This window comes from Paenibacillus sp. NPDC057967, from assembly GCF_042887015.1.
GTDB lineage: Bacteria > Bacillota > Bacilli > Paenibacillales > Paenibacillaceae > Pristimantibacillus.
Genome location: NZ_JBHVQB010000008.1, coordinates 113626 through 128006, shown reverse-complemented (window position 1 = coordinate 128006; position 14381 = coordinate 113626). Strand labels below are relative to the sequence as shown.

Below are 14381 nucleotides of genomic sequence, written 5' to 3'. Positions count from 1 at the left end.
ATAAGCTTTCTTGCCAAAGTTCATCATGTCTGCTGGTAATTTACCGCAGCAATTAGACAAGCCCTACATAGAAAAGCATAATAAATCCCCTCACTGTCCGCTGCTTGTTCCATATCTATTTGCCCAATAAACTCCATAGTCTCTGAACAGCAAGGGCATGCGGGATATTCCGCATCCTGAATCCAGGCGGGATGACCGCCGATCTGAGAGGTGGGTGCCTCTAGTGTCCAACAGGCTCCTTCGTAGGTTCCTATCGATCGACCCGATATTCGCATGGTACGCAATGGCAGACCTTCATCCAGCTCTGTTTCTGGCAAAAATTCAGGAACGGTATTAAATTCACTCCACGAATAGCTGCCATCCAACTCCACTTTCGTGAACACTGTACCATAGCAGTTACAATGTATGCAGGCCGCAATCCTTAACCGCTCCCCCGAAAGCTTCAAAAACCGAACTAATGGATCCTGTAAATGACAATCAATCAACACCCTTAGCTTACTTTGACACCATGGACAACATTGGTCATCCGGTTGCAGGGCCACTACCGCCGCCGCATTTACAGGCTCTGATCCACCGATCTTTTCCCCATATACTTCAAAATTATAGCTCTCGAGGTGGAAAAGCAGCCGTTTCTGGCCATCTTGATCTAATTCCCAACCAGCTTCATGAGCATAATTCTCTGGAGGGACATAAAGATTTGATGCCCATACAGGCGGACCTTTCTTCCATTTTGCGAACAATCGTACAACCACTTCATCACCTATCCAAGCTAATGCCAGCAACAGATGATTACGGTTAGCTGGATCTCGCTCCACCAGATGAATTAGTTCATCGCGGATAGCTGGACTCGCTTCCTTGTAAAGGATGCCAGGATAATACATTCCTTTGTGAAAGAAGGCATGTAATGCCCTCTCGATTCGAGCATCTGTAAAACATACCAGTGACAGCAGGATAGTCTCGGCTTGGTCAAAGTCTTCTTGATCAATCAACGAAATCGCGTATGTTTCCAGTCGCTCGCAATCAGCTTTAGTCAGTTGATGATATAGTTCCTGTGCGCTTTTATGGTAAGGTAGTTCTCTCACAAGCGGGTTATATTTCCGAGGTGTATGCATGATTTTAAGAACCTCAACTGGATCAATTATACCTTTATACCAATCAACATCTTTCCGATTTTGTAAGATATATGCCTCCTTCTCCAATGCAAGCTTCTTCTGATAACATGGCATACAAGTTCCGCCAGTCTTTAAAGCAGTTGTAGGAAGAATAGTTGCAGAACAACCGGAGTTTTGGCAGGCCACACGTTCACTCATCGAAAAAATCCTCTCCCATCTATGAAAAATTCTCTATCCCTTATTTATGATACGGCTCAGCTTAACAGGTCCTAGGAGGATCCCAATTCACATCTTCAAAACTTGTAACTCCTTTAAACTCTTCATTCTCTAATTACACATCGCTGAGCAGTTTCCCTTTCTTCATATTAAAGGAAAATCAACCTTTGGCAGCAAGATCCGCCCCAACTCAACGATTACAGGTGTGCTATAATATGCTCTAACTGATGAATTAAGAGAATAGGTGTGTGTGAACCGATGGATATAAAGCCGGGACATCTGCCCAAAGCCAAAAAACCGCTATACCTTACCGTATACGATGAACTTTTCAAAAAGATCATGAGTGGCGTGTTCCCCTCCAATGGCCAATTGCCTACTGAACCTGAGCTTGCCAAAATGTTCGACGTCAGCAGAATGACGTTAAGACAAGCATTAGCTCTATTGCAGGATGACGGGCTAGTGACGAGTATTCATGGTAAAGGGAACTTTGTAACCCGATCTCGAATGGTGCAGCGAAATGATGGGCTGGAGAAAATCGGGAACCCCATTAATAAGTGCCATACAGAGGACATTGACCATGTCGACATTCAGTTCAGACTGGACTTGGAGAGTGACTACACGAAAGAGGTCTTGAAGAGAAAAGCCACGGCTGTGGTAGCCATTGAGCGTTGGTATATGAGCAAAGGACAGGCGGTGGCTTACGGGTTTACCTTTATGGCCATTGAAGCAGCAACAGAATTGAACCTGGACCTCCAAAATGAAGAACAACTATTAGACATGCTTGAGAATAAGGTATATGCGCTGGCTAACTCTGCAACGGTGGAGGTCAAACATTCCACGGTGATGAATACCTCATCTCAAAAATATAAACTTGATGCCGGCGAGGGTTGTGACTTGCTGTTGGAAAGTCTATATGTCAATGAACAGTACCCTGTGGTATACAATAAATATTATATTCCCAAAGAATTTAGCCAGATTGTGGTCAATGCTTCGAAAAATTAGAACGTATTGCCATGCAGGGCAGTGGTTTCTCCATCCAAAGGAGAGACCACTGCCCTTTTTGCATAGGAGATTGGCTTAAGGGATAAAATACGGGAAATTCCTCCAGAAAAAATGTGTTGATAAGGGACGGCGATATGTGGTACTTTATCCATGTACCAATTAGACAACTTTCTATACAACTATACCAATTTGTTAGGAAAAGGAGATTTGACATGAGCACATCCCATAAAGAAACACCGCATATTAAACCTGGAGGCGTAGAAATCGCCGAAACGATTCTATTGCCGGGCGATCCCCTAAGAGCGCAGTTTATTGCAGAGAACTATTTGGAGAATGCCGTCCAGTTCAATAATGTCCGCGGTATGCTGGGCTACACAGGAACGTTCAAGGGCAGAAAAATTTCCGTAATGGGAACTGGTATGGGAACTCCGAGCATGAGCTTGTATTCATGGGAGCTGATTCATGTATTCGGCGTTAAAAATCTCATTCGAATTGGTTCCGCTGGGGCGATTCAAGATCATTTGAATCTGTATGACATTGTTTTTGCAATGGGTTCTGCAACCGATTCCAATTACGGACATCAATACAATCTCCCAGGCCACTATTCGATTACGGCATCGTTCGAGCTGCTGGAAAAAGCTAAGAAGATCGCGGATGCGCAGGGGCAGAAGGTTCATGTAGGTAATGTGCTCTCCAGTGACATCTTCTATAATGCGGATCAAACTGCGCTGAAGAGATGGAGCGAGATGGGCATTCTATGCGCTGAGATGGAATCTGCAGGACTGTATATGAACGCAGCTCAAGCCGGCGTTAACGCACTGTGCATCTTGACGATTAGCGATCATATCTTCAGACATGAATCCACGACTACTGAAGAGAGACAGACTGCTTTCACTAAAATGATGGAAATTGCACTGGAACTTGCTTAATCATCTGATTCCAAGAAGGGAATGTGGCGAATGGCTACAATAACTGAACAAGCACCACAAACTACCCCATCCTTTCAAGCGAAAAGGGCCGTCCCTGTCATTCTGCTCTTTTTCGTCTTTGCCTTAATCATCGATAACTCCTTCAAGCTGGTTTCAGTAGCTATAGGCGATGATCTGGGAATCTCGGCAACTATGGTTAGCTTGCAAGCCTCGTTAGCGGGACTTGTAATTGGCATCGGCGCGGTCATCTATGCCTCTTTGGCCGACACCATCAGTATCAGAAAGCTGCTGGTTGCAGGGATTATCTTAATCTGCATTGGTTCGATTATCGGGTATATTTTTCAAGACTCTTATCTAATCATTGTTATTGCTCGTATGATCCAGACTGCTGGTCTGGCCGCGGCTGAAACTTTATACGTAATCTATGTAATGAAACACCTGCCCAAAGAAGAACAGAAAAAGTTCCTGGGCCTCAGCACAAGCAGCTATTCGCTTTCTCTTGTTATCGGTTCCCTTACAGGGGGATTCGTGTCCACCTATTTAAGTTGGACAACGTTATTCTTAATTCCGCTGCTGTCGTTGATCCTGCTTCCCTTCATTCTGAAATATTTGCCGAAGGAGCAATCCCGGAAGAGTCATGTTGATCTTATCGGCCTTATTCTCATATCCGCCATTACGACTTCAGTGTTGATGTATTTGACGGATTTCAACTGGATCTTTATTGTGAGCTTCGTTGTCACAGCAGCACTATTCCTTGGCTATATCAGCAAGAGTAAGAAGGCGTTCATCGGGATTTCCTTCTTCCAAAACAAACGGTTTGCAGCTGTTCTTGCCATCGCTTTTGTGATTTATACCGTTCAGTTGGGCTACATCTTTATTTTCCCTTTCCTGCTTCAAAAGATGTATGATCTGCAGCTCGACACGATCTCACTGCTGTTGATACCTGGTTATGTAACGGCGATCATCGTCGGATCACTGTCTGGCAAGATAGCAAAAGTATTGTCCAATAAGCAAGCGGTTTCTATTGCTATGGGATTAATCGCATGCAGTCTGGCCTTGCCTGGCCTTGCTGGGGGCTCGGTTCCTGTATATGTGATCTCCATGCTGCTGTTCTCGGGGTCATTCGCATTCATGTACGCGCCTATGCTTGATTCCTGTGTACGCTCCATTCCTGCAGAGAAGTCAGGAACAGCCATTGGATTCTACAACCTGGTGTTGAATGTAGCGGCTTCTATCGGCATCACCTATACCGCGTCTCTTATGGATGTAGTATCTTTTGGAACGGTGTTGTGGATCCTTGCTGGCGTTGCCTTGTTCGCTCTATTGATGTACGGGCTGCTTGTAGGCCGACTCACTGAGTCCAAATAAATACCTTTAGCTTAAAACGCCCAAAACACTTCCTCTTTGGAGATGTTTTGGGCGTTTTATATTTTCTCCTTTTGAAGGCGTTCTCTTGAAGCCATCACTTATGATACGGTTCAGCTTAACGGGTCTTTCTACAAAAAAAGTGTTAAACTACTAAACAGAGACCCAACTATCTACAATAAAGCAAGCTTCACAAACGGATGCAGGCAGGGATTACGCCAAGCGCAGTTAGAAAGGACTCACCATGAATAGTTTCTTGAGGAAAATGATGAAATCATTGATCGGCCCAGCGATTCCCGGTGGAATCATGACAATCCTTATATTTTATCTGGATTACTTCCAATTCGAGCTTGTTGAAAAATTTCTGCTGTTTGCAGCCTTCGTCATTGTACCTCTTGTGATTTTACTTTTGAACCATGACGAAAAGAATGCACATCAAAGGAAGATCTATGCTGTTATTAAGCTGCTTCAATTTCCCGCAGCGCTTCTTACCTTAGCCTCCGTAATGAGCAGTAAAATGTGGGGGTTAGGAAGCACCGCAATACCAGGGACTCTCTCCCTTGGGTGGCTGCTGTTCACATTGCTGCTTTGCATTTATGGCTTGACCACTATTGTGATTCATAAGGGAAAAACAGCGGAAATAGCGATTGGCGCGGGGCTCGTTTATTTCTTTATAGGAGGCATTTGGTTCACCTTATATCAGTATCAAGTTAACCTCTTCCAAGCTAATCCTGCAACGCACGCGTTAAGCTCAGTCCACTTTCATTTTTCATCTGCTATCGTTCCGATTTTTATTGGTGTGCTGGGACGGATTATGACGAAAAAAAACTGGTATCCCTGGGTCGTAGCCATCGATATCATCGGACCCATTCTGATCGCTATCGGTATGATTTTCTCCAAGCCGATTGAGTACATTGGCGTCACTATGTTCGCCTGTAATATTGTAATTTACACCACTTATCTCCTTGCATACTTAAGGAGAAACTCTCTACACCATAAGGCAACCTTCTTTTTAGTCCTTTCTTGCATAGCTTTTTATTCGGTTATTGTCCTATCCATTTTCTATCCGTTACTGAAAAACATGTATTCCTTAACCATACTCGATTTCATTCCGATTTACGGAGCGCTGCATGCGTTTGGATTTGTTTTATGCGGGCTGATCGGATGGGTGTACATGGCAGATTCTATTAAGAAAAATCGTTTGCCTTTTTACCCTTAGAATAACGTTTTTAGTTTTTCTTTCATACGATTTATAATCATTTGTCCCGTGTTTACTTCTGTAAGAGTAACGTCCCACATCACGGCATTTGTAGCCGGGTTTGGGTCATCATTCATTAATTTAATGGTAATTTCATTTACTCCATTTAAGGGGATTTGAAAGGTGTCCTGATTCAATCCGCTTTCGGCTGATAAACCTAATGAATAAATCTCTATGCCATCCGCAATAAAAATGATGTCACTTCTCCCATCGCTTGCTGCGTTGATTACATCATCCGGTATTGCGGCATAGCCTGCCATTCTTGTATATTTCCCATTTAAAAGATACGTAAACTCATTAGTTCTTGTATTGTTTCTACTGTATACATTGATCTGAGGCTCAACCTTTTTTTGAACGGAAGTGAAACTTGAAAGGGTTTCATCCCACAGTACAGCCCCATCTTTTAATGCGAGTTGATTCAGGGCTACGACTTCGCCGCCTCCCTTTTCTAAATAATGATTGATGCCACCAGCAATAGCAATGACTCCAATCGCAAGTACAATGGCTGTTAAGAAGATTCGGCAGATCCCTTTGAAGTTATCTCGATCACGGCGCACCAACCGCTGTGCCCCAAATCCTACCGCCGCCCCTAATGTATTAATGATGATATCATCAATATCAAAGGAGCCTAAACGAGAAAGCATTTGTATGATTTCAACAATCGTAATGGACAGAATAAATAAAGTTATAAATCGAATGAAGCGGCAACGAAACAGAAGTGGGATAACAATTCCAAAGGGGATAAAGGCTACAAAGTTGCCCAACTCAAAAAACCAAAGCTGAAAGCTCCGTCCCATTGGAAAGTGTAACGGTATCCCTTCAGGTATTAAACTATATCGCATGCTAGAATCTTCAAGAAAGGAAGCTCGGTTAAAACCTATATACAAAAAATATAAGGTCAAAACGGTATATAATGCTAACAGTATAATGGTGATTTTTCGTAACTTTCCTTGATACATAATTACATCCTTTCTTTTCCGCAAAACTGCAAATGGACGTCTAATTCATTTTTGAACCGTAGCTACTTTGAGTACAGTTTACATACTTACGATACCATTTTAGAGAACAAAAATTAAATATGTGTTAATCAACTCTTATTTTTCCCTAATGATTGCCGCATAGAAAAAGGGCTGGTACAATATAGTTAGTAATGAAATTTTAGGGCACTGCTTCGCTAGCCTTGCTAGAGACAACCCCGCTACTTGTAGCCGGGTTGTTTTTTGTTTTCATTAAAATGAAAAGAGGAGATTCTGATTATGACCGAAACAAGAGCTATCCTCACCAAAGAAGACCTCATAGAACAATTCAAAACATGCGGACTGATGGAAGGACAAACCGTCATGGTCCATACTTCGTTAAGCAAGCTTGGTTTTGTTGTAGGCGGAGCCGAGACGTTGATTCGATCCCTTCTTGAAATCGTCGGAGCAGACGGAACCCTGGTCATGCCATCCCAAACGTGGAAGAATCTCGACCCGTCTAAAGGCGTGCACTGGGAAGAACCCGTAGAGTGGTGGCCTGCCATTAGAGAACACTGGCCCGCTTATGATAAAGAGGTTACCCCCGCAATCGGTATGGGTGTCGTAGCCGAGATGCTTCGCAATTGGCCGGGAGCCAAGAGGTCCGACCACCCTGCGCGTTCCATAGCCGCAGTGGGCAAGCATGCGTCATATATAACGGAAAATCATGATTTAAGCAATATTTTTGGAGAAGGCTCCCCGCTCGATAAGCTGTACCAGCTAAACGGTTACGTGCTTTTGGTTGGCGTCGGCTACGACAAAAACACGTCGCTGCACTTGGCGGAAACAAGGGCCAATTTCCCTGGCAAGAAGTTCTCCGAGGAAAGCAGCGCCATGAAGATTAACGGCATACGCGAATGGGTGACTTACAAGACCCAAGCTGTGGATGACGAAGATTTCATTCAATTAGGGCAGCAATACGATAACGAAAAAAACGTGAAGATTCATAAAGTAGGAAACGCCGATGTGCGCTTCTTGGAACAACGACCGCTGGTCGACTGGGCCACGGCATGGATGGAGCGCAATAGGATGCAGGTCTAGCAGGCTTTATTCCACAACTCTATATCCATAATAGCTTCGTGTATGGATTGCCAACAGTAAATCAGACAAAGCGCTACTAGCCGGACGACCAGTCTTACTGATCTGCAACTGGTCACGACGGTCAACTACTTCGTGGAGCACAGCCCGCACCGCTGGTTGACTCCGGACGTTCCGAGCGGACGATCTGCAGTCGGACACGATATCCAACGGCAGCTCGATGCTTCAACTCACACTCCTGGTACTCTCCGGAAGCGCGAGTGTGGCGATCTGCAGCAATGGTACTCAATAAAGATTCAGCAAACAAAGTCCTCTAAGCTCAAATTATCGCACTCGATAAAGGGATTGCTAACCCGAATGATCAAGCGCTCTTATACGCTATGTCTATTCTAGATGGAGCTGCTACAATTGCGGTTTTTTCCCTCAAGTCCGGCGGCGCACTCTTTGCCGGAATCGCTCGAGTATTATCCGGATTTATGATAGAACAAAAAAACAACGCACAGGAGGATCGCTTGTCTAGCGTCCTTCTGTGTGTTATTACGGTTATATGGTGATTTTTATATTTATTTAAATAGATCCTGTAACGTTTTCACATCAAAGTCGCTAGAAATCTTATATTTATTACTTCCAGTACTATTAGTTGAAGCGTGATCTGTTATTGATATGTATTTTTTACCATAGATGTTAATGGTATAACGAATTTTTCCGTTAACCCCAATCATTAATACATACCATTCCGAGTTGTCGCGCTTAATAGAAAAAACTTTTCTTAGATCTAGATTTGATAGATCTGTAAGGACAGAATTAATTTGATTTTGTTCCGATACATAAATAGTGTCTGCTTCTTCTCCATTTACTTTTATCACATTGAATTGACTAATTTCGTCAATATTCAAATGATCTGTAACTTCATTTTGAAATGTCGTGTTTGCTGTGATTAAATAAAAGGTTAAAACTGACGTGAATAGTAAAATGACTAACAAATAGCGTATGTTCCGCTTTTTCATGTTTCCCCTCCAAAGTATTCAGTACTGGAGTTAAATCTCTCCAGCCTAACTCCCATGTATCTATTGCATCAACAAATGTCGAGCTCTTAGCCCGCTCCTTAGCATTCCGTAGACCAGTTGTTGTAATGCTAGCAATCCCGCTTCCATCACGATAGAGTGGTCCGATATAAACGCGTACAATCGCATTAACATATTAATGGACATTAACTTCATTTCTCACTCTCGTATTTCCTTGCTCCATTCACCTTGTAGGATTCCATATCATCGCTTTGAGTGTTTCATAATCTCTTTCCGGAATATGTTGAAGCCATGTATATTGATCATCCATAATGATGAGCTCATAATTTTGTCCTATCCGAAAGGTTATTGGACTCTTTACGTTTTCAAATTTCATCAAGCAAATATGTCCTTTAAAATCTAATTCATCTATATATAATTGTGTATATTTTTTCGCGGGTTTAATTGACCAATGAGACAGATCAGCATACTTACGTTTCATTCTTGACTCCGCCCAATAAAAAAACTCGATATACCCTAATCGTGCCCCATCCATAACTCCTACAGATCCCTATATCCTTCTTGTCACCCAAATTATCGCCATCGCTTATGATAAGGCTAAGCGTAACACCTATAGAGCAAAATCCCAAGTATTGTATTTAGGTAAGCAGCAAAAAAGAGCTCATCTTACGATGAACTCTTTGGTCTTGCCTTTAGTTTAGTATTTCGCATGCTTCCTCACGATCGAATCATCGCTCTCCAAGAATGGCCATGCCGGGTACTCGATCGGGATGCGGCTGACCTCATCCAGTCTGAGCAGTTCATCGCTTGTTAGAGTAATCCCGCTTGCCGCAAGGTTTTCCTGTAGTTGATCGGGTCGTTTTGCGCCAATAACGACACTCGTTACGGCCTTCTGATTCAGCACCCAAGCAAGAGCGATTCTAGCCACCGTCGTCTCGCGTACTGCCGCAATATCCTGAAGCGTGTCGATAATCGGAAATACTTTATCCTTGTCGACCGGAGGAAACGGAACGTTCGCATGCCGGTCGTTGTCATTGCCCGGATTATCCCGCGTGTATTTACCAGACAGGAAGCCCCCGGAAAGCGGACTCCAGACGATTAAACCCATATTTTGATCCTGAAGTACCGGGATGATTTCCCGTTCGATCTCGCGCGCGGCGAGAGAGTAGTAAGATTGGCTGCTCTTGAAAGCGTGAAGTCCGTGAAGCTGCGAGAGACCCCGAGTTTTCATGATGTTCCACCCGGTCATATTAGAATTGCCGATATAGCGAACTTTCCCGCTCCGAACCAGATCGTCGAGAGCCCGGAGCGTTTCTTCCCAGTCCGTTAATTGATCGGGGTTATGGACTTGATACAGATCGATATAATCCGTTCCGAGCCTCTTCAAGCTTGCTTCCACTTGCCCAATGATATGCAAGCGAGATAATCCGAGCTCGTTCGGACCAGATCCCGTGCGTCCTCTGACTTTCGTTGCGATCAAAGCTTGATGCCTTTTGTTCTTCAGAGCCTTGCCGAGAATTTCTTCCGATTGTCCGTCCGAGTATACATTGGCCGTATCGAAAAAATTCACACCGGCCTCCATCGCTTGATCGACCAGAATGCCCGCTTCCTTTTCGCCCAGGCCGCCGAAAACACCCCACTTCTCACCGCCGCCGAATGTCATTGTTCCCAATCCTATCTCTGATACCAGCACTCCCGTATTGCCAAGCAAGTTGTATTTCATCGTCTTTACTCCCTCCATTATTTGGTTTACATTAATGGAGACGAAGTCAAATCGGAATGGACGCAAATAAGAGAAACATTTTTTGAATAAACTTTCGTTGAGTGGGGGACCGCACCGATGAATTTAGAGCAATTATGGAATGAACACCATGAGCACGTCCGGAATTTCGTTTTGCATAAAACGAATCATCACGCTGATACCGAAGACATTGTGCAGATGACTTTTATGAAAGCTTATGAAGGGATGGCCCGTCTACAGGATGAGGAAAAGAGACGAGCGTGGATTTTTCAAATCGCAAGAAATAGCATCGTTGATCATTTCCGGAAGGAAAAAAAGACGGTGGCACTTCTGGATAACGTGACCATTGTCGAAGAAGAACCAGTCGCAGATTGTAATTCGGAGGCCGCTGAAGGGATGATGAGCATCCTGACTCGCATGCCTGATAAATATCGGGAGGCGCTTGAGCTTTCCGAGCTGCAGGGCATGTCGCAGAAGCAGTTAAGCGAACATCTGAATATCTCTTATTCGGGAGCGAAATCCAGAGTGCAGCGAGGCCGCGAGCTAGTAAAAGAGATGATGACAAGCTGCTGCACTATCGAAGCCGATCATTACGGGAATATCGTAGAATACTCCGTCATTCATGATGAACCGAAACCAAAGAAGAAGTCCGATTAATTTCCAATCCGTATAAGAGCTATATTTATTTTGCTCTATTTGTGATACGGTTTGGCCTAACGGATCTATCGGCGAAAAATTCAACAAAGTAAAAGCTATTGCCGCATAGAAAAAGGGTTGGCATAATATATCCAGTAATGTAATTTCAGAGAACGGCTTCGCTAGCATTGCTAGAGACAACCCCGCTACTTGTAGCCGGGTTGTTTTTTTGTTTTTTATTAAAATGACAAGGTGGAGATTCCAATTATGACGATACGCGATGAAGCATAATCCCGCCGCAGCAAAGCAGCTAGAGATTGAGAAGAAAGATGAGCGTAATATGGCAATCGTTAATCGGGCAAAAGCGAAAGCGTATGACATGATGGTTTTTGTGTTTGGAGCCTTAATTACAGCATGGGCCTTAATGGATTTAGATTTAACAATGGTATTGCTATTGGTTTGTGCCTATTTGTTTATTCTTGGATATGGCACTGATTACCGATTCAAGCGCTTTAAAGAGATGTAATAAAATTTAGAGTCATTGGCATATTTCTGCCCTTTTTTGCTGCGTACTACTTTAGTAGGACTATTATTTGCTGAAATTCCCTTAAGATGTTCAGATAGAGGCGAAGTTCCGTCCACGTGTGAAATGATAAGATGTAGCGGATGAACGAATATCCTATACGCGGTCACATGGATTTTTCACACTTTCTGCATCCACGCCAAGGCTTTTAATTGATCAGAGAATGCTACTTCGTTCAACGAATTAGAATAGAAAGGATGATATAAGAACGATGATGAAACACAGGAGTCGTCACAGGAGAATTTTGTTTCATTTCATACTAGTCATGGCGCTGCTGCTGAACGCAGTCCCGGTTGTTGTCGCAAGTGAAGCGAGCGATTTTATTCCATGGATTCCTAAAAAACACTATACTTTTGATCGTCCAGTCGATTCAACGATAGACAAAGAAGGAAATGTATACATTGCAGATTCAATAAACAATCGAATTGTTAAGGTAGATCGTAATGGAATGTACCTGAACGATTGGGGGGGCTACGGCAGTAGAGAAGGCATGTTTAATTTCCCTAGTGGGATCGCAATTGATAAGAATGACAATGTTTACGTGGCGGATCGCGGTAATAACCGGATTCAAAAATTTGATTCGAATGGAAATTATCTTACCGAGTGGGGCGCGTTTGGCACTGGTAATGGACAGTTCCGCGCTCCGGTTAATTTAGCGATTGACTACAACGGCAATATTTATGTAGCGGATAGGGATAACTATCGAATGCAAATGTTCGATTCCAATGGGAACTTTATCACCCAATGGGGAAGCTTTGGCACCGGAAATGGGCAGTTCAATTTGATTTACGGCATAGCGGTCGACCAGGCCGGTAATGTATATACAGCAGAGAGTGAAAACCATCGAGTACAAAAATTCACTTCGGACGGTACTTATATTACGCAATGGGGAAGCATGGGCACCGGAAATGGGCAGTTTAGATATCCCTTTTCAATCGAAGCTGACAGTAACGGCCATGTTTATGTAACGGATGCCCAAAATAATCGGATTCAGAAGTTTGACTCGAATGGCATCTATATGGACCAATGGGGGAGCTTTGGCACCGGCAGCGGACAATTAAGTTTCCCCAATAGTGTAACAATAGATCCCAATGGCAACATCTATGTGACAGAAGCTTCGAACAACCGATTGCAAATACTTGATCCGAATGGAGAATCCCTCGCCATCCTGAACAGTGCCAGCGCTATTGTCCGGTTTAACGATCCGAATGGGATTGCGTTCGATAGCAACGGTAGTGTCTATGTAATCGAGAGGGGAAGTCATCAGATCCAAAAATTCGATTCTAGTGGAGCCTATCTCGCAGGCTGGGGCAACAGAGGAAATGGGAATGGTGAGTTGGATCACCCATCCAATGTAGCGATTAACAGCGCAGGCCATGTCTACGTAACGGATACCGGCAACCATCGCATTCAGAAATTTAATGCAGTTGGAACCTATACTAGTCAATGGGGAGGACAGGGTTCCGGAGATGGCCTGTTCGTTGCCCCTACAGGCATAGCGGTTAATACGAATGGAGATGTCTATGTGGTGGATAGCGGCAACCACCGTATTCAAAGATTTGATGCCGATGGAAACTATGTCAGTCAATGGGGAAGTCAAGGTGGAGGTAATGGCCAGTTCGAGTCCCCCTCCGGAATAGCGATCGATAGTAACGATCATATCTATATCACGGATAGCGGCAATCATCGTATTCAGAAATTCGATCGAGGTGGCAGCTTTCTTGGTCAATGGGGGAGCCTTGGCCATGATAACGGTCAATTGGATCATCCTCAAGGCATTGCAATCGACAGCCATGGTCAGGTCTACGTAGCTGATAGCAATAATGACCGGATTCAGAGCTTCACCGTTGATGGAGCATATGTTGACCAGTGGGGCAGCACAGGCCATGGAGAAGGTCAGTTTAACAATCCGACAGATATAGCCATTGATCCAAGCGGCAAAGTTAGTGCTGTAGATACAGGCAACCAACGAATTCAATGGAAGGTTGCAAATCTTCCAGCACCTTCTGCACCGAACGTAACCGCAGATGATGCGGCTAACATCATCGTAGGGCTAGATACCACGATGGAGTTTCAGATCGATGGCGGCAGCTATGTAAAGTATGACAGTACGAATGCGCCGAACTTGTCCGGTGACCACACCGTGCTGGTACGGGTAGCAGCAGATACCGCGACGGGGACGCCGGCAGGCGCAGCCACGACGCTGACATTCACCACGAATCCGCCAGCGCCGGCAGCACCGAATGTAACCGCCGACGATGCAGCTAACGTCATCGTGGGTCTAGACACGACGATGGAGTTTCAGATCGACGGCGGCAGCTATGTGAAGTACGACGGTACGAATGCGCCGAACTTGGCTGGTAACCACACCGTGCTGGTACGGGTAGCAGCAGATACCGCGACGGGGACGCCGGCAGGCGCAGCCACGACGCTGACGTTCACCACGAATCCGCCAGCACG

13 protein-coding genes are annotated in these 14381 nt (G+C 44.4%); 8 read left to right on the top strand and 5 right to left on the bottom strand.

The features are described 5' to 3' along the window. Positions 1-23: 23 nt before the first annotated feature. Complete coding sequence (locus ACFVSO_RS20930; RefSeq protein WP_387477143.1) at positions 24-1310, bottom strand: DUF1963 domain-containing protein; 1287 nt, start codon at positions 1308-1310, stop codon at positions 24-26. A gap of 276 nt (positions 1311-1586) precedes the next feature. On the opposite strand from ACFVSO_RS20930, the gene ACFVSO_RS20925 reads away from it, so the two are divergent. The 4 genes from ACFVSO_RS20925 to ACFVSO_RS20910 all read left to right on the top strand — a co-directional run bounded on the left by ACFVSO_RS20925 (position 1587) and on the right by ACFVSO_RS20910 (position 5843). Beyond that, positions 1587-2330, top strand: a complete 744-nt coding sequence (locus tag ACFVSO_RS20925) for a GntR family transcriptional regulator (RefSeq protein WP_387477141.1) — start codon at positions 1587-1589, stop codon at positions 2328-2330. Between the two features lie 212 nt (positions 2331-2542). Then, a complete protein-coding gene (gene deoD, locus ACFVSO_RS20920) occupies positions 2543-3259 on the top strand; it encodes a purine-nucleoside phosphorylase (RefSeq protein WP_387477139.1) in 717 nt (238 codons plus the stop codon). Positions 3260-3289: 30 nt separating this feature from the next. Further along, positions 3290-4627 carry an MFS transporter gene (locus tag ACFVSO_RS20915; RefSeq protein ID WP_387477137.1) on the top strand — a complete coding sequence of 446 codons (1338 nt, stop codon included), beginning with the start codon at positions 3290-3292 and terminating at the stop codon, positions 4625-4627. 241 nt (positions 4628-4868) lie between these two features. Next, positions 4869-5843, top strand: coding sequence for a YndJ family transporter (locus ACFVSO_RS20910; protein WP_387477135.1), 975 nt, complete (start codon positions 4869-4871; stop codon positions 5841-5843). Here ACFVSO_RS20910 and ACFVSO_RS20905 read toward each other — a convergent pair. Next, positions 5840-6841: a VanZ family protein gene (locus tag ACFVSO_RS20905; RefSeq protein WP_387477133.1), complete on the bottom strand. Its 1002-nt coding sequence runs from the start codon at positions 6839-6841 to the stop codon at positions 5840-5842. The genes ACFVSO_RS20910 and ACFVSO_RS20905 overlap by 4 nt on opposite strands. 297 nt (positions 6842-7138) lie before the next feature. Between ACFVSO_RS20905 and ACFVSO_RS20900 the strand changes: the two genes are divergently transcribed. Beyond that, complete coding sequence (locus tag ACFVSO_RS20900; protein ID WP_387477131.1) at positions 7139-7939, top strand: AAC(3) family N-acetyltransferase; 801 nt, start codon at positions 7139-7141, stop codon at positions 7937-7939. A gap of 560 nt (positions 7940-8499) precedes the next feature. Here the strand turns inward: ACFVSO_RS20900 and ACFVSO_RS20895 are convergent. The 3 genes from ACFVSO_RS20895 to ACFVSO_RS20885 form a co-directional block, all read right to left on the bottom strand. Next, positions 8500-8943, bottom strand: a complete 444-nt coding sequence (locus ACFVSO_RS20895) for a hypothetical protein (RefSeq protein ID WP_387477129.1) — start codon at positions 8941-8943, stop codon at positions 8500-8502. A gap of 241 nt (positions 8944-9184) precedes the next feature. After that, positions 9185-9442, bottom strand: a complete 258-nt coding sequence (locus ACFVSO_RS20890) for a hypothetical protein (protein ID WP_387477127.1) — start codon at positions 9440-9442, stop codon at positions 9185-9187. 216 nt (positions 9443-9658) lie between these two features. Beyond that, positions 9659-10684 (bottom strand): aldo/keto reductase, encoded by a 1026-nt coding sequence (locus ACFVSO_RS20885; protein WP_387477125.1) that lies wholly within the window; start codon positions 10682-10684, stop codon positions 9659-9661. Positions 10685-10801: 117 nt separating this feature from the next. Between ACFVSO_RS20885 and sigZ the strand changes: the two genes are divergently transcribed. The 3 genes from sigZ to ACFVSO_RS20870 all read left to right on the top strand — a co-directional run. Further along, on the top strand, positions 10802-11359 hold the full coding sequence (sigZ, locus tag ACFVSO_RS20880; protein WP_387477123.1) for an RNA polymerase sigma factor SigZ: 558 nt from the start codon (positions 10802-10804) through the stop codon (positions 11357-11359). 259 nt (positions 11360-11618) lie between these two features. After that, complete coding sequence (locus ACFVSO_RS20875) at positions 11619-11864, top strand: DUF6442 family protein (RefSeq protein WP_387477121.1); 246 nt, start codon at positions 11619-11621, stop codon at positions 11862-11864. 268 nt (positions 11865-12132) lie between these two features. Beyond that, positions 12133-14381: DUF4073 domain-containing protein (locus ACFVSO_RS20870; protein WP_387477119.1), on the top strand; the 2249-nt coding region annotated here is incomplete at its 3' end.

Excerpts from the sequence above, each read along its gene's own strand:
- ACFVSO_RS20895 (WP_387477129.1), bottom strand. The coding sequence starts at position 8,943 with ATGAAAAAGCGGAACATACGCTATTTGTTAGTCATTTTACTATTCACG.
- ACFVSO_RS20900 (WP_387477131.1), top strand. The coding sequence starts at position 7,139 with ATGACCGAAACAAGAGCTATCCTCACCAAAGAAGACCTCATAGAACAA.
- ACFVSO_RS20875 (WP_387477121.1), top strand. The coding sequence starts at position 11,619 with ATGAAGCATAATCCCGCCGCAGCAAAGCAGCTAGAGATTGAGAAGAAA.
- ACFVSO_RS20925 (WP_387477141.1), top strand. The coding sequence starts at position 1,587 with ATGGATATAAAGCCGGGACATCTGCCCAAAGCCAAAAAACCGCTATAC.
- sigZ (WP_387477123.1), top strand. The coding sequence starts at position 10,802 with ATGAATTTAGAGCAATTATGGAATGAACACCATGAGCACGTCCGGAAT.
- ACFVSO_RS20890 (WP_387477127.1), bottom strand. The coding sequence starts at position 9,442 with ATGAAACGTAAGTATGCTGATCTGTCTCATTGGTCAATTAAACCCGCG.
- ACFVSO_RS20915 (WP_387477137.1), top strand. The coding sequence starts at position 3,290 with ATGGCTACAATAACTGAACAAGCACCACAAACTACCCCATCCTTTCAA.
- ACFVSO_RS20910 (WP_387477135.1), top strand. The coding sequence starts at position 4,869 with ATGAATAGTTTCTTGAGGAAAATGATGAAATCATTGATCGGCCCAGCG.
- ACFVSO_RS20905 (WP_387477133.1), bottom strand. The coding sequence starts at position 6,841 with ATGTATCAAGGAAAGTTACGAAAAATCACCATTATACTGTTAGCATTA.
- ACFVSO_RS20930 (WP_387477143.1), bottom strand. The coding sequence starts at position 1,310 with ATGAGTGAACGTGTGGCCTGCCAAAACTCCGGTTGTTCTGCAACTATT.
- deoD (WP_387477139.1), top strand. The coding sequence starts at position 2,543 with ATGAGCACATCCCATAAAGAAACACCGCATATTAAACCTGGAGGCGTA.
- ACFVSO_RS20885 (WP_387477125.1), bottom strand. The coding sequence starts at position 10,684 with ATGAAATACAACTTGCTTGGCAATACGGGAGTGCTGGTATCAGAGATA.